Here is a 14479-nt window from a genome sequence, read left to right on the forward strand (position 1 = left end):
CTTGTGGAAAACCACAAGGTCATTTTTTTTCGTCATCCGTTGTTTCCTTTTCCATCTCATCAATCTGCTGGCTGCCCGGTCCAAACCACATCCAGAACAGGATGGGAAAAATCACGAACTCAAGCACCAGAATGCCCAAAAACAGGCCATTGATGAAATTCCAGCTCAGGAATACCGGTTCCTGTGATGACGATGCATCCGCGGGCTCCGACGCAGACGGCGGTGGACCTTTCAGCGACTCTGGCATAAAACCGCCGATTACCCGCGGCCCATCCGCATCAGCAGCTGCATAGCTACGCTGCATTGGCACACCATTGCCGCCACAGGGAACCTGCGACACAAAAATGGCCACTGTCGTTGCAATGAGCAACAACACCAGCGATGACAGCAGCAGTCCCTCCGGCAATCCCCTTTGCCGCGTACCCTCTGCCTTTCTGATAATAATGCCCCCTATATAAACACATCACATTCGCCTTTAGTATTCTAATCCTTTTCTAAGTTCCTATATATCCATTCTACACCCAGTCTTCATTTCCTGCAAATCAGCAGAAAAATAACAAGAACCGGCAGATTGGCGAGTCAATTGACACGTCAACTGCCGGTTCTTCTCGACTAAGCTTTACGATCTGACGCCACGGCCATCAAAGTCCGGGACGAATCTTTCCGAGGCGGTCTGCCCCTCCTGCACATAGCAATGGGTGATGCCAAGCTCCACGGCATGATCAACCACTGACTCATACTCAAAGGTCGTGAGCCGCCGATTCATGCCCTTGTGCTCAGCCGCCCGGTACATCGGCGTATACTGGTTCATCAGGCTCAGCTGCACCGTATCGCCAAATTCCTGCCACAGCCAGTCGAGGGCCCTCATGCTCTCATGGCGATGCCCTGGCAATACGAGATGGCGTATCAGTACGCCCCGCGTCATGCGGCCGTCAGCTGCAAACTGCACGGGCCCTGCAATCTCCACCATCTTGCGGATGGCCAGCGCAGCCTGTTCGAAGTAATCAGCAGCCTGCGAATATTCCGCCGCCGAAACTTCGTCGACATACTTGAGGTCGGGCAGGAAAATGTCCACATAGCCCCGCAGGCTCATGATGGTTTCCACCGAATCATAGGCCCCTGAGTTGTAGACCACTGGCAGGGAAAATCCCTTTGCCCGCGCCAAATCAAGCGCATGGATGATCTGCGGCACATAATGGGTCGGCGTCACGAGGTCGAGGGTTGCCGCGCCGCGCTGCTGCTGCTCAAGAAATATCTCCGCCAGGCGTTCATCCGTCACTTCCTGGCCCTTGCCCTCATGACTGATCTCATGATTCTGGCAATAGCAGCAGCGCAGATTGCAATAGGAAAAGAACACCGTGCCGGCACCTTTGGCGCCAGTTAGGCAAGGCTCTTCCCACGGATGCAATGATACCAATGCCACCCGGGCCTTATCCCCTGCACCGCAGAATCCCGCTGACTCATGCCGGTTGACCCCGCAGCGCCGCGGACACAGCTCACATTTCTCCAAAGAAATCATACCATCTATCTCCTGCCCAGCCCTCAGCGCCGGGAGTCTTTCTCCATATTCACCTTGATGTCCTTGATGCCATAGTATTTGCAAAGGCCATCCTTCGTCACACCGCTGTCGAAATCGGCAAAGAACACATGGCGCAGAGCGCGGTTCTTCAGCGGAATCGGGTCCATGTAGGCGATGGGCTCCCCTTTATCCGCTGCTGCCTGTACGATGGCCAGCCGCGCATCATTTTCCTGCCGCAGCGCATACGTGACAAGCATGGCCGCCGACAGCGTGAACAAAGCCAGACCTGCAGCCCCCGTCGCCAGTACAGTACGAGCATGAATGGCGAAATACTCACGAATCACAGGCTCACGCAGGACGGCAATCGTCGCCATGATGATCATGGCCACTGAGCTGAAGGTCGCCCGGGCCGGGAACGTCGGCGCAGCCAGCATGACCATATTGTTGATGAGTGCCAATGCCAGCAGGCAGCCTGCATAGCGGACAACCGGGAATGCAAGCCAAACCTCACGGGCCTTGACCTTGCCAGCCAGCAGGCGGATGACTGGTGTTGTCAGACCCAGCCGTTTCTTGACCAATGCATAGACAAAGAAGATTGTCAGCCAGTAGATGGCCATCTCATCAAAGCCCTTGAACAGATTGTCAAAATGATCGATGGTCTTGGGCTTAGTCAGCCCCAGCGGCACCATCACGATGGCATAGAGGATATCGCGCACAGTCCAGGCCACAAAGCTGCCGTTGAAATACGAGACGACGAGCAGCAAAATGAAGCCCAGCAGTGCCCACTGGCGGCCGCTTAATTTAGCCGCGCTGCGTTCAATCTTACAGCCCTGACGCTCAGCCAGCACCATCTTGAAAACGCGCCAGGCACAGAGCAGCAGCAGGATCAGCGGCAGGATGTAGAGCACCATCTCCGCGTTGCCGGCAATCTGGTTGCCGATATGGTCAAGGATGCCCTTGCCGCTGCCCTGGTCGTCATAGCGGACAAAGTTGCCCGGCGCCGCCACAAGACCGATAAGCCCCAGCAGTGCCCCCGCGAAGCCAGCAGGCATCCAGCCCGCCATGGCGCCCTGACGGCCCATGTACCAGCTGATGCCTGCAGTCAGTGCGACCACCGTCACTGCCAGGTTCTCCACCGACCAGCCGGCAATGATGCCGAGCAGGAACATCGGCAATAGCCATACGCTGCGCAGTACAGGTTTCCCCTTGGCCAGCGACAAGTTATACGGCAGCAGGAAGAGCGCCACCGGCACTGCCGACCAAAGGTAGACCGTCGAGCCGCTCTTCCAGACGGCCACCTCACCAAAGTGCGGGAATGCCAGCCAGGCTAGCAGCCCTGTAGCGGCAAGCATCACCGGCTCCTGCCGCCATTCGACAGCCCGGCGGGCATGGAAATACATGAGCACCACCAAGGCGACAAACATCAGCGCATTGGCAATGTCAAACCACAGCTTGCCCAGCCAGAGGAACAGATCGAGGCAGAATACCGTAACCATGCGGCCACCATGCAAGAAATAATGGCGGTACGCTGAAGTCACTACATCCTGGAACGACCCCACATGCTCCGAGGTCAGCCATATCAGCGAATAATCGTAATCGTCGCGATGAATCGGCATCCACTGATTCAGCACGAACATCAGCAGGAAAATCCCCAGCAGAACCAACAGGTTCTGTCCTAAACAACTCTTGCTCTGCGACAAATCGTCACACTCCTATCTCTTATTCTCCAACTCCTGCGGCAGCCGGTACTCCGGATTATCATATATCAGCTTTTTCCCATCATGCTCATCCACCAGATATATCGGCCGGCGCTTGCTTTCCGTGAACACGCGGCCAAGGTACTCGCCGATGATGCCCAGCGACAGCAGCTGCACGCCACCCAAAAAGAGCATGACCGTTATCAGCGTCGGATAGCCGGCTACAGGATCGCCGTAGCATAGGGCATTGAAAAGCACCCAGCACATATAGAAAAGTGCCAGCAGCGACACGCAGAGCCCCAGCAATGTCGTCAGGCGCAGCGGCGCCGTCGTGAAGGAGGTCAGTCCCTCAACGGCCAGGTTGTATAGCGCCAGATAACTCCAGGTCGTCGTGCCTGCAGCGCGCGGCCGCACCTGGAATGGAATCTCCTTCTTGCGATAGCCCACCCAGGTGAACATGCCCTTGGTGAAACGCTGGTTCTCCCGCATCAGGCGCAAAGCCGCCACGCAGCGCCTGTCGAGCAGGCGGAAGTCGCCGACATCGCGCTGCACCCGGAACTTCGAGACTGCCTGCAGGCAGCGGTAGAACAGATTGGCCATATGACGCTTGAACCACGTTTCATCCGCGCGATCGGTGCGCTTGGCACAGACATCATCATAGCCCTTATGCCACCAGTCGATCATCACCGGAACGAGCTCCGGCGGATGCTGCAAGTCGGCATCCATGATGATGACCGCATCGCCATCCGCATAGTCAAGACCGGCCAGCATGGCCGCCTCCTTGCCAAAGTTCCGCGACAGGCTCAGATAGCTTACGTTCTTCTCCCGCGCCGCCAGTTGCTGCAGACAGGAAAGTGTCGCATCTGTGCTGCCATCGTTGATGAACAGATAGGTAAAGGCACAGTCGGGCACATCCTGCAGGACCCGGGATACCTCGGTATGAAATTTCTCTACGACCTCCTGCTCGTTATAGCAGGGGACGATTATCGTTATCTTATCCATCCTTGCTCCTCAGCGCGCCTGATAAAGCCCGCGGAAATCCGTGATCTCAACTGCACCAGCGGCTGCAAGCTCCCGCACCGCCGGTGAGACGATGGCAGCAAGCTCAGCCTCAAAGTCATGCTCCCAACCACAGTCGGGGATAAGCACATCGTTATCCGTTCCTGGATGCATCATGACCTCGGTGGTGCCAGGCTGCAGATTCTGGATGATCTCCATGAGATAGGTCTCCGATACAGCCTCCCCGGCCACGATACCAGCAAAGTGCTCCGGCGTCACGAGGCCGCGCCCTTTGGCCTTGCCAACCGCTATGCGCGCCAGCGTCCCGAGGCCCAGCCGGCCAACGAGCTGGCCGATGCCGCCGAACTCGCCGCAGAAAAGCGGCGTGCGCGGCGTGCGCACAGCCTTGATGCCTGCCACCTGCGTCAGCTCCAATACGATGTCGATGATTCCCGGCAGCGTATGCATATGCTGATGGCTGTCGGCATGCGTGAGCGTCAGCCCTGCCTGCTCGAGTTTCTGCAGCTGGGCCGCCAGCTCGGCGCGCACTTCTTCCAGGTTCACTTTGCCCGTGATAAACCGTTTGACAAAGGCCGTATGGTCATCATAGAAGACGCCTGCCTCTGTCACCAGTGATGGGATCTCCGCCGGCGGCAGGACCGGATATCCATTGACCAGCGTAAAGTGTATGCCCACGCCGAGCTCAGCATGACGCTTGGCCACAGCCACAGCCGAGTCAAAGGCCTTGCCCCCCGGCATCAGCGTTGCCGAGCGCAGGCAGCCTTCGGTCACACCGCGCTCGACAGCCTGATTGATAAGTTCATGCCGCCCGAAATCGTCGGCATTGACAATTAGTCGTTTCAACATTCTTCATCCATTCTCGCTATAATCCTGTTATCAGATACATTGTACATTATAACAGATTATCGGCTAAAGCCAATCAACGATCTTTCAGCAGCGCGGCATCGAGCAGTGGCCCGTATTTGGGCCGCCACCACGAAAGGCTGCGCACCGCATTGATATAGTCCTGCATAGCCTGGTCATCAATGACCGGCGGCGCGCCGCCCCCCAGAGCCTCGGGCACCAGGGGTACCGTATCAGCCTTGCCGATGGCCTGCCGCGTGATCCAGAACCCATAGTTGACGCCGCGCCGATTCCCTGTCGTAAGGCTCGAGCCGATGGCCATATAGTCAAAGCCTTTGGGGGCAATGAGCTCGATAAGGGTGGGCACGATATCAATCTGGCTGCCAGCCGAATCAGTAAGCAAAGTCCCCTTATGGATGCCACGTCCCGTAATGATGAACGGGATACCATAACGCTCATAGGTTGATGGCGTCTTATCGATATTGTAGCGATCAGCATGATCACCCACAATGACAAACAAGCTGTCCGGATATCTTTCTTTTACTTCCCGCACGAATCTTGCCAATTCGCGGTCAGCATACCAGTAATGACCAAGCTCCCGCAAGAGCTCCTCATCTGCCTGCGCCTCTGGCGGCAGGGCAGCCCGTACCGCCTCTTTGTCAAAGCCCTTGGCCTCCACATCCACATCATAGGGCGAATGGTTCGACGCATTGAGGATGACGTTGAAGCTCGGCGCATCGGAAAGTCCAGCCAATACCTGGGCATAGAGATATTCATCCTCGCAGCCCCAGACACTGCCCGGCACATCACCGAAATCGCCGCGGCTGTAGAAATGATCGAAGCCCTGAGCCTGCGTGAACGCACCGATGCGCTCCCAGGTGGCCGGCCCTGCATACCAGAAATTCGTTGCATAGCCGAGTCTTTCCATCTGCGGCGCACTGGCCGTCACATATGGCTCCCGGAACGACTCCGGCATCGTCGTCAGATAGAGATTCGCATCGGCAAAGCCCGTTACCACACCGGTCACAGCTGACACCGTACTCGCGCCGTTGGGCAGGAACGTCGGACAGTAGTCCGTATCTGCCTCGGCAATCAGTGACCGCATGCCCCCAGCGATTGGGATATCCTTATATTTATCGAGCAATGGCCAGTTGGCAAAGCTCTCGGACAGGATGACAAATACATGCCCTGGCCTGTCGATGCGCGCCCCCTGTGCCTGCCTGTGCAGATAGACATCGAGATTGTCGCTGTCGGGCTGGCGGCCTGCCAGCAAGGCAGCCAGCCCGCGGATATCCTCCACCGTGAAATCAAGCCCGTTGCAGGCCAGCATGCGGTCATTCAGGACCCAGGCACGGTAGATGGCCTGCGGGTTGTCAAGGATGGCCTCGTTGAGGAACTCATCCTTCGTGACGCCGGCATTTTCCCAGTCGACAGCCGTCTGCCAGCCAAGGCTGCCGCCAAAGATTCCCAGCAGCACCGCCAGATAACAGCCCGCCAGGAAGGCCAGCCGCCCGAGCCAGCGCACAGGCGCAGGCAGCCGGACTGCACGCAGCCACGACTCTACAGGCTGCCAGCGCAGCCAGGCCAGCAGCAGCCGCCAGAGACCATAGGCCAGCAGCAAGGCCCCAGCCAGACGCACCGGCAGCCAGTACTGCTGGATCATCGTGATGAACAGCGCATAGATATCGTCATTGGCCCCCGTGAACAGCATCTGATTGAAATTCATGCGGAACTGCCGGTAGAACGGGAAACTAGCCACATAGAGGATCGACAGCGCCGCCAGCAGGATGCCATTTACCAACCGCCAGCCCCAGCGCTCCCAAGCGGGCCAGACATAATGCAGCAATAGCGACGGCACAAAGCTCATGAGAGCAAGGGCCCCCGCCGTCTGCATCGAAAGACGGCTGCCACGCCATAGCGCCAGCAGGATATCATCCGTGCCGCTGGCTGGCCCCAGATAATCATGCAGGTAAACAATGAAAAAGAGCCGGAAAAGGGAAAGGACTGCCAGGTAAAAAGCATATACCTTCAGTCCTTTCAGCATTACCGTATGAAAACTTTCCCAGCTCAATCTAGCAGGAAAGTCTTTTTTCATGGCAGGATGATCTCAACTCCATAGGAATCTGCGGCATCCTGGATATCACGCGCCGGCAACGTATCCGTGATCAGGCCGGACAGCGTATCGAGGGTCGTGTAGTTATAGTTGCCATCCGTGCTGAGCTTGCGGGCCTCTGCGACAACATAAGCCTTCTTGCTGTGACGGATGATGGCCGCCTTGTTGATACCATCGTCGATATCATAGGTGGAGACGCTGTTCTCCTTGACATCGACACCTACAGCGCCGACAAAGGCGATGTCCGGTTTGAGGCGCGAGATGAAGTCAAGCGTCATGCCGCCCCAGAAACCATCGCGGCTCTTGTTGATCTTGCCGCCAGCAAAGACCACGCGAATCTTCGGATTGCGAGCCAGCACCACGAGGATATCGATCATGTTCGTGACGACCGTGATATCCTGATCCATCTTGACCAGCAGCTCAGCAATAGCCAGGTTGCTCGTCGAGATATCGAGGAACACCATGTCCTTCTCATGGATGAGTTTCACAGCAGCCTGGGCGATGCGCTGTTTCGCCTCCACATCGGTGTTGCGATGCTTGCTGACCTCGACCATATGGCTGTTCTCACGGATGCGTACAGCACCGCCATAGGTACGTTTGAGCTTGCCCTTCTTCTCGAGGGCACCGAGATCCTTGCGGATGCAGTCTTCCGTTACCTTGAACTTCTCACTGAGTTCGCGGACGCGGACTTTGCCATCACGGGCAAGCATATTGAGAATAATTTCCTGACGTTCTTCCAAAAACATCTTTTCATTCACTCCTATAAAAATAAAAGCCAGGTTATTGTTTGCTCTTGTTGTACGACTATTGTACTAAATCTGCCAGAAATTATCAAGAGGACTTTTCCCTGGCCAGGGATTCCAATGCACCTTTCTGCACATCATCGCTAAGGATATAGAGGTAATCGCCCTCCCGCAGCTGCAGGCTGCCATTGGGGGCGAGCTCCTCGCCACCGCGGCGCACATTGACGAGCAGGCTGCCGGCCGGCCAGCCGGCATCGCGGACCAGCGTTCCGTCAAGCTGGCTGCCCATGCCGACAATCAGCTCGCTCATGATGCGATGGCGGCGGACCGCCGTTGCGATCTTGTCGCGGACAGCCAGGCTGCGGCTTAGCAGCATATCGTAGACCGGCTCACTGTTCGTGAGGTCAGCCACCAGATAGGCCGTCATCGAGACGAGGATCAGTGCCAGCATATGGTCAAAGGAGCCCGTCATCTCCATGATCAGCACCGCTCCAGTGACCGGCGACTTGACGACCGCCGCAAAATATGCCGCCATGCCAAAGATTATGCAGTTGACCGTCCAGACTGGCTCCATGACACCAATGGCCACGGCTAGTTTCGCAAAGACGGCACCGCCGATACTGCCGAGTACCAGCATCGGCAGGAAAATGCCGCCAGGCACCCCCGAGCCAAAGCAGAGCATCGTGAAAAAGAATTTCCCGAGCAGCAGCACCACTAAGAACAGCAGCGAGTAGTCGGTCACCACCAGCGCATCGACGAGCCGGCTGCCGCCGCCGAGCACCTGAGGCAGCACAAAGCCCAGCACGCCAGCTGCCAGCAGCGGCACCATCGGCTTCATCCAGGCCGTGAGTGGCGCTCCGGCATAGCCAGCCAGCGCCCGCGTCAGCATGCGGTTGAAGGCCAGCCCCAGCACGCCGACAAAGGCGCCCAGAGCAATCAGCAGGGCATAGATACTGCCTGTCGCCACTACGGGAATCTCCCCCATATGAAAGACCGGCTCCATGCCGAAGAAATACTGCGTGACTGTCGTCGCCGTCACCGCCGCCGCAATCGATCCCATGAGCACGAAGGGCGAGAAATTCTTCGTGAGCTCCTCCAGACAGAAGATCACGCCGGCCAGCGGCGCATTGAAAGCCGCGGCCAGACCTGCGCCAGCACCGGCCGTCAGCAGGTAATGATTCTCGGCTGCCGAGCGGTGCGTCATGCGGCCAACACCTTGTCCGACACAAGCGCCGAGCTGTACGCTGGGGCCCTCGCGCCCCAGCGACAATCCCGCACCGATGCCGAGCACCGCGCCGGTAAACTTCAGCACCAATACGCGGGCCCAGTTCATATCCATGCGGCCCAGCAGGATGCCCTTGAGCTGCGGGATTCCCGACCCCGACGTCATGCCATCCGTCTGCACGATGCGGTAGAGGACCAGGCCAATGACCAGCAGCACCACCAGCCAGCCAGGAATCCAGAGGGGATTCTCACTGAGCCAGCCATAAAGCTGCGGCGTATAGTGTTCCGATAGCTCCAGCAGATAACGGAACAGGGCGATGATAAGCCCTGTGAGCACGCCGATGATATTCCCCTCCAGGAACAAGCGCAACTTGAAATGGCGCGGTTCCGTAAAGATGCGCATGGCCGTCTCAATCTTATTCGTCATAGAGCCACCTCCCTGCGGCTGAAAAAGAATAGAAAAAAGGTGCTGTACCGAAGTACAACACCCTGAAATGTCTCTTACTCTGCAGTGAACGGCAGCAGCGCGATGTTGCGTGCGCGTTTGATTGCAACGGTAACCTGACGCTGATGTTTAGCGCAGTTGCCAGAGATACGACGCGGTAAAATCTTGCCGCGCTCCGTAATGAAGCGGCGCAGTTTTGCAACGTCTTTATAGTCGATATGCTCGACCTTGTCTACGCAGAACGAGCAGACCTTTCTACGAGGTCTTCTGCCTCTGTCACGTCTCATCAAAGTAATTCCCTCCTGTCTTAAAATGGAATTTCTTCTTCAGGGATGGACGGGCCAAAGGAGCCTGCATCAGCCGGCTGCTGCGGAGCTGCCGGAGCAGGGGCGCCGAAGCCGCCTGCCTGCGGTGCCGAGCTTCTGGAATCCAGGAACTCGACCTCGTCAGCTATGATTTCCGTCACATAACGCTTCGAGCCATCCTGTGCGTCATAGCTTCTAACCTGTATGCGGCCTTCCACCGAGATACGGCGGCCCTTGACCAGATTGTTGCCACAAACCTCAGCAAGCTTGCGCCAGCACACGATAGGAATGAAATCCGCTGTCGGCTGACCGTTGTTCTCGTCCTTGCGGGCAAAACGGCGGTCAACAGCCAATGTGAATGTGCAGACAGCCACACCAGACTGCGTATAACGGACTTCAGGATCGCGAGTCAGACGTCCAATCAAAATTGCCTTATTCATGGTAAATCCTCCCTGTCACCTTGCGGTGCACTTCTATACGTCTTATGCTTCTTCGTCGGATCTAACGATCATGTGCTTCAGGATGTCGTCCGTAATCTTCATTACGCGCTCGCACTCAGCAACGCATGCCGGCTCAGCCGTAACGTAGAGCAGTTCATAGAAACCCTCAGCGCAGTCTTTGATCTCATAAGCAAGACGTTTCTTGCCCCAACGATCTTCTTTATCGATCGTACCACCATTCTCAGTGATGATCTTGGTGAACTTGTCGATGACAGCGTTCGTAGCTTCCTCTTCCATCGGCTTAACGATAAATATGACTTCGTACTTTCTCACGAAATCACCTCCCTCTTTGGTCTTTGGCTCCTGCTCGAACAGGAGCAGAGGTTGAAACGAATCATTTCAACTCAAAACTTTATTTGTCTCACGACTAGAAAATTATACCATGCAAGGAGAGGGAAAGCAAGGATAATTTCACCGATTCGCCTTTATTTTCCTCCACAATTTACAGGAATTGCGTTTGATGATAGGATTTATACTGAGAGACTTACATATATAGAAAGAAGTGAACCACTTGGATGGCATGAACCTCCGCATCCTTTTCGTCTTTACTGACCTGCTGCTGCCGCTGCTTGCCGGCTGGTACCTGCATGAGCGCCAGCTGGTTTCCGATACGGCCATGAACAAGGTAATCCGTTTCAACGTAGTCTTCGTCTATACGGTGCTTTCACTGCTGAGTTTCTGGGTACTGCCGCTGTCCTGGGGCCTGCTGCTCGTGCCGGTCTTTGGCTTCCTGCTCGTTCTTTTGCCGGGCCTGCTGGGCTACCTGCTGTTTGCCCGGCGCATCGATAACCTGCTCGACCGTGGTGCCTACGTCGCCAGCGCCATGCTGGCCAATCTTGGCACCCTTGGCGGAGTCTGCGCCTTCATCCTCTACAATGAGGAAGGATTTGCCTATACACAGCTCATCGGCACCTGCCAGAATATCTTGCTGTGCCTTTTGATCTTCCCGCTGGCCCAGTATTATCATCTCAAGCACACCGCAGCCCGCCGCAAGACCAGCGGTCTTCAAAGCCTGCGCGCAATGTTCTTCTCCTTGAACCAGCTGAGCCTTGTCGGCATGATGGCCGGCTTTGCCCTCAATGCTGCTGGCATCGAGCGGCCAGAGGCCTTGGCACCACTCTTCCAAAGCCTTGTCCACATCGGTGCCTGGATTGCCATGCTGCCCGTAGGCTTCCTGATCGACTTCGATCAGGTACGTCATTACGCCCGCCAGACACGCAGCCTTGTGGCTCTGCGCTTTCTCTTCACTCCGCTGCTGTTCGTGGGCCTGACCTGGCTCTTCGTAACCGATCCAGTCATCAGCGGCACACTGATCCTGCTGGCCTTCTGCCCCACTGCCATCAACGCCGTCCTCACATCGAAACTCTACGCGCTCAGTGTCGGCCTGGCCATTTCCTCCTTCGTCATAACCACAGCCGCCTTCCTGCTGGTGATTTTCCCCCTCCTGTTCTTCCTGCTCAAATAGAAAGAGCCCATTCCGGCCACCCGGAATGGGCTCTTCGTTTATTCTGCGTCCTCGCTGAGCGTCACGCGCTCACGGGCGTTTTTTTTTCGACGATGACGGATATACATGACGGCAATGATCACTGCACAGACACCGACGAAGACCAGGCTCGCCGTATGACCATAGCCCAGCATGACCTGCCAGCTCTTGCCGAGCATCATGCCTGCAGCCAGGATCAGCGCCGTCCAGGGCAGGGAACCAGCAAACGTCAGCACCAGGAACTTCTTCATATCCACATGGGCAAAGCCTGCCGGCAGCGAGATGAAGGTACGCACAACCGGCAGCATGCGGCTGAAGAACACAGCCTTGAGACCATATTTGTCGAACCAGTTCTGCGCAATATCCACGTGACTCTTCTTGACAAAGAAATAATGACCGTATTTATCGACAAAGGAACGTCCGCCCTTATGACCAACAGCGTAAGCAAAAATCGAGCCTGCCATACCTCCGACCATGCCAGCCGTCAAGGCGCCGGCAAATGTCATCTGGTCAGCAAAGATAAGGTAACCGGCGAATCCCAGGATCAGCTCACTGGGAATCGGAATGCAGGCATTCTCTGCCGCCATCAGGATGGCAACTGCCACATAGCCCCAAGAAGCGATGAACTCCAAGAACAACGTCGAAAAATGTTCCATTTCTATTGAATCTCCCTTTCTTTACATCAAAATCCAATACTATCGCCTATTATACTGCATAAATCTGAAAAAGCAAGCTGTAAATCGCCTGCTTATAGCAAAGATTTTACCAGGCCAGCCACGCCAAAGAGCAGGAAGATTCCCGCCGACAGGAGCCGCATCTGACGGGCCGGTAGCCGGCGATGCAGCAATGCACCAGCAAGGATGCCAAGGCTGTCGGCCACCAGCATTCCCAGCAGGGCTCCCAAGAGCACCGCCAGCCAGGCTCCCTCATACTGTGCAGCCATGGTCATCGCCGCAAACTGCGTCTTGTCTCCCATCTCGCCGACAATGAATGTCATGGCCACGGTCAGCAGTGGCCCAAAACGCGAATCATGGGCCTCCTCTTCCTCCTCATCATCGCCTCGCAGTGTCCAGACACCAAAGCCGATGAATATAATCGACGCCAAGATTCCCATAAGACTGGCGGGAATGAACTCACCTGCCAGTGACCCCAGAGCCACGGCCAGCAAATGCACCACGAGGATTCCCAGCGACATCCCGGCAAAAACCTGCTTCCAATCGTATTTACCCGCAAAGGCCATGACGAGGAACTGCGTCTTGTCCCCCATCTCAGCGAGAAACACGACCAGGAACGAAGCCAACAATGCTTCCATAATCATCTCTCCTGATATTTACCTATAATACACAAAAAGACCCCGGTACTATGTACACAAGGTCTTATTTCCTAAGTGGTGCCTCCGAGCGGAATCGAACCACTGACACGGGGATTTTCAGTCCCCTGCTCTACCAACTGAGCTACAGAGGCAAATGGCGACCCGAAGGGGACTTGAACCCCTGACCTCCGCCGTGACAGGGCGGCATTCTAACCAACTAAACTACCGGGCCATCTATCAAAAAATAGGAATTTACAAATGGTGGCTCACCCGGGATTCGAACCCGGGACACCCTGATTAAAAGTCAGGTGCTCTACCAACTGAGCTAGTGAACCAGGTGAGCAGAATATCTCTAGCTAGGTATAAACTGAATCAACTGATACGTCACTCACAGGACATAATTATACGGATAAACCTATCGCTTGTCAACATTAATTTTAAAAGAAAATAAAAAAGACGCCATTTCGGCGTCTTTAAGGTACAAATCTTAGTTGAGGCTTTCCACGTATTTCTTGAGTTCCTCAGCCGCTCTCGTTACGCGGGAGAGGTTCGCCGTGATTTCCTCAGTCGAAGCAGCCTGCTCTTCACTGATAGAGCCAGTCGTCTCGATGGACTTGGAAATCCCCTCGACGGCCTTGTTCATCTCGTTAAGGGTGGATTGGATCTTCTCCGTAGCCTCACGGGACTGCTCAGCGAGCTTTCTGACTTCCTCAGCAACAACGGCAAAGCCACGGCCCTGCTCACCAGCACGTGCAGCCTCGATTGCTGCGTTGAGGCCCAGGAGATTCGTCTGGCCAGCAATGTTCGTGATGAAGTCGATGACCTTGATGGTATCGGCATTCTTCTCCTGCAGGAATTTAGCCTGCTCAACCGACTCCTGACCAGCTTTTGCCAGGGCGCTGGCACTCTTCGCTACCTGCTCAACGGCCTCATAGACCGTCTGCGTCGACGTAGCAATCTCCTCAATCGATGACGTCAGCTTCGCGTTAATATCTTCTCTGCTCATGGTATCCTCTGCCATTTATATTCCTCCCCATTTCGATAACTAAAATTGGTATATTCCCAATGAAACCGCAACAATTTTTCCTTGCTTTATTCTTATTCCACATAAACCTGGAAAAACCTTCTAGTCGCAAAAAAAAATAAAAAAAGACATCCACAACGTGGATGCCTTTCGCTTAACTGGCAACTCCCTATCCTCCCAGTCCGTCTCCAGACAAGTACTTTCGGCGTATATGTGCTTAACTACTGTGTTCGGTATGGGAACAGGTGGAA

Annotated in this window: 15 protein-coding genes, 3 tRNA genes and 1 rRNA gene; 1 reads left to right on the forward strand and 18 read right to left on the reverse strand. The window is 55.6% G+C overall.

Features of this window, described 5'->3' with window-relative positions; all coding sequences use genetic code 11:
- Positions 1–19: 19 nt before the first annotated feature.
- The 11 genes from BM322_RS09305 to rpsF all read right to left on the reverse strand — a co-directional run bounded on the left by BM322_RS09305 (position 20) and on the right by rpsF (position 10682).
- Positions 20–406, reverse strand: a complete 387-nt coding sequence (locus BM322_RS09305; RefSeq protein WP_075429882.1) for a hypothetical protein — start codon at positions 404–406, stop codon at positions 20–22.
- 213 nt (positions 407–619) lie between these two features.
- Positions 620–1519, reverse strand: a complete 900-nt coding sequence (locus BM322_RS09310) for a radical SAM protein (RefSeq protein WP_075429884.1) — start codon at positions 1517–1519, stop codon at positions 620–622.
- Positions 1520–1542: 23 nt separating this feature from the next.
- Complete coding sequence (locus tag BM322_RS09315) at positions 1543–3219, reverse strand: DUF6056 family protein (protein ID WP_318254582.1); 1677 nt, start codon at positions 3217–3219, stop codon at positions 1543–1545.
- Between the two features lie 12 nt (positions 3220–3231).
- Positions 3232–4218 carry a glycosyltransferase family 2 protein gene (locus BM322_RS09320; RefSeq protein WP_075429886.1) on the reverse strand — a complete coding sequence of 329 codons (987 nt, stop codon included), beginning with the start codon at positions 4216–4218 and terminating at the stop codon, positions 3232–3234.
- Between the two features lie 9 nt (positions 4219–4227).
- Positions 4228–5079: a ChbG/HpnK family deacetylase gene (locus BM322_RS09325; protein ID WP_075429914.1), complete on the reverse strand. Its 852-nt coding sequence runs from the start codon at positions 5077–5079 to the stop codon at positions 4228–4230.
- Between the two features lie 76 nt (positions 5080–5155).
- Positions 5156–7123, reverse strand: a complete 1968-nt coding sequence (locus tag BM322_RS09330; RefSeq protein WP_318254583.1) for a sulfatase-like hydrolase/transferase — start codon at positions 7121–7123, stop codon at positions 5156–5158.
- A 47-nt stretch (positions 7124–7170) separates the two neighbouring features.
- On the reverse strand, positions 7171–7938 hold the full coding sequence (locus BM322_RS09335; protein WP_075429890.1) for a DeoR/GlpR family DNA-binding transcription regulator: 768 nt from the start codon (positions 7936–7938) through the stop codon (positions 7171–7173).
- A gap of 85 nt (positions 7939–8023) precedes the next feature.
- Positions 8024–9586, reverse strand: a complete 1563-nt coding sequence (locus BM322_RS09340; protein WP_075429892.1) for a ClC family H(+)/Cl(-) exchange transporter — start codon at positions 9584–9586, stop codon at positions 8024–8026.
- Between the two features lie 74 nt (positions 9587–9660).
- Positions 9661–9891, reverse strand: a complete 231-nt coding sequence (rpsR, locus tag BM322_RS09345) for a 30S ribosomal protein S18 (protein WP_014425267.1) — start codon at positions 9889–9891, stop codon at positions 9661–9663.
- 20 nt (positions 9892–9911) lie between these two features.
- Positions 9912–10349, reverse strand: a complete 438-nt coding sequence (locus tag BM322_RS09350) for a single-stranded DNA-binding protein (protein WP_075429894.1) — start codon at positions 10347–10349, stop codon at positions 9912–9914.
- A gap of 42 nt (positions 10350–10391) precedes the next feature.
- On the reverse strand, positions 10392–10682 hold the full coding sequence (rpsF, locus tag BM322_RS09355; protein ID WP_075429896.1) for a 30S ribosomal protein S6: 291 nt from the start codon (positions 10680–10682) through the stop codon (positions 10392–10394).
- A gap of 247 nt (positions 10683–10929) precedes the next feature.
- Between rpsF and BM322_RS09360 the strand changes: the two genes are divergently transcribed.
- Positions 10930–11874 (forward strand): AEC family transporter, encoded by a 945-nt coding sequence (locus BM322_RS09360; protein ID WP_318254584.1) that lies wholly within the window; start codon positions 10930–10932, stop codon positions 11872–11874.
- 38 nt (positions 11875–11912) lie between these two features.
- On the opposite strand, the gene BM322_RS09365 is transcribed toward BM322_RS09360, so the two are convergent.
- The 7 genes from BM322_RS09365 to rrf all read right to left on the reverse strand — a co-directional run.
- Entirely contained in the window at positions 11913–12548 is a 636-nt protein-coding gene (locus BM322_RS09365; RefSeq protein WP_075429900.1) for a DedA family protein, read from the reverse strand.
- 92 nt (positions 12549–12640) lie between these two features.
- Positions 12641–13204, reverse strand: coding sequence for a TMEM165/GDT1 family protein (locus tag BM322_RS09370; RefSeq protein ID WP_075429902.1), 564 nt, complete (start codon positions 13202–13204; stop codon positions 12641–12643).
- 76 nt (positions 13205–13280) lie between these two features.
- Positions 13281–13356 (reverse strand) — tRNA-Phe (locus BM322_RS09375).
- A 3-nt stretch (positions 13357–13359) separates the two neighbouring features.
- Positions 13360–13436 (reverse strand) — tRNA-Asp (locus BM322_RS09380).
- Between the two features lie 27 nt (positions 13437–13463).
- Positions 13464–13539, reverse strand: a tRNA-Lys gene (locus BM322_RS09385).
- Between the two features lie 152 nt (positions 13540–13691).
- On the reverse strand, positions 13692–14225 hold the full coding sequence (locus tag BM322_RS09390; RefSeq protein ID WP_075429904.1) for a methyl-accepting chemotaxis protein: 534 nt from the start codon (positions 14223–14225) through the stop codon (positions 13692–13694).
- Positions 14226–14384: 159 nt separating this feature from the next.
- Positions 14385–14479: ribosomal RNA gene (gene rrf, locus BM322_RS09395) — 5S ribosomal RNA — on the reverse strand; the annotation flags it as partial.

The sequence above is a fragment of the Selenomonas sp. GACV-9 genome, assembly GCA_900116485.1.
GTDB lineage: Bacteria > Bacillota > Negativicutes > Selenomonadales > Selenomonadaceae > Selenomonas_A > Selenomonas_A ruminantium_G.

What these genes read in the sequence shown, in the direction of transcription:
- BM322_RS09310 (WP_075429884.1), bottom strand. Translation starts at nt 1,519, where the DNA reads ATGATTTCTTTGGAGAAATGTGAGCTGTGTCCGCGGCGCTGCGGGGTC.
- BM322_RS09320 (WP_075429886.1), bottom strand. Translation starts at nt 4,218, where the DNA reads ATGGATAAGATAACGATAATCGTCCCCTGCTATAACGAGCAGGAGGTC.
- BM322_RS09330 (WP_318254583.1), bottom strand. Translation starts at nt 7,123, where the DNA reads ATGCTGAAAGGACTGAAGGTATATGCTTTTTACCTGGCAGTCCTTTCC.
- BM322_RS09335 (WP_075429890.1), bottom strand. Translation starts at nt 7,938, where the DNA reads ATGTTTTTGGAAGAACGTCAGGAAATTATTCTCAATATGCTTGCCCGT.
- BM322_RS09340 (WP_075429892.1), bottom strand. Translation starts at nt 9,586, where the DNA reads ATGACGAATAAGATTGAGACGGCCATGCGCATCTTTACGGAACCGCGC.
- rpsR (WP_014425267.1), bottom strand. Translation starts at nt 9,891, where the DNA reads ATGAGACGTGACAGAGGCAGAAGACCTCGTAGAAAGGTCTGCTCGTTC.
- BM322_RS09350 (WP_075429894.1), bottom strand. Translation starts at nt 10,349, where the DNA reads ATGAATAAGGCAATTTTGATTGGACGTCTGACTCGCGATCCTGAAGTC.
- BM322_RS09360 (WP_318254584.1), top strand. Translation starts at nt 10,930, where the DNA reads ATGAACCTCCGCATCCTTTTCGTCTTTACTGACCTGCTGCTGCCGCTG.
- BM322_RS09365 (WP_075429900.1), bottom strand. Translation starts at nt 12,548, where the DNA reads ATGGAACATTTTTCGACGTTGTTCTTGGAGTTCATCGCTTCTTGGGGC.
- BM322_RS09370 (WP_075429902.1), bottom strand. Translation starts at nt 13,204, where the DNA reads ATGGAAGCATTGTTGGCTTCGTTCCTGGTCGTGTTTCTCGCTGAGATG.
- BM322_RS09390 (WP_075429904.1), bottom strand. Translation starts at nt 14,225, where the DNA reads ATGGCAGAGGATACCATGAGCAGAGAAGATATTAACGCGAAGCTGACG.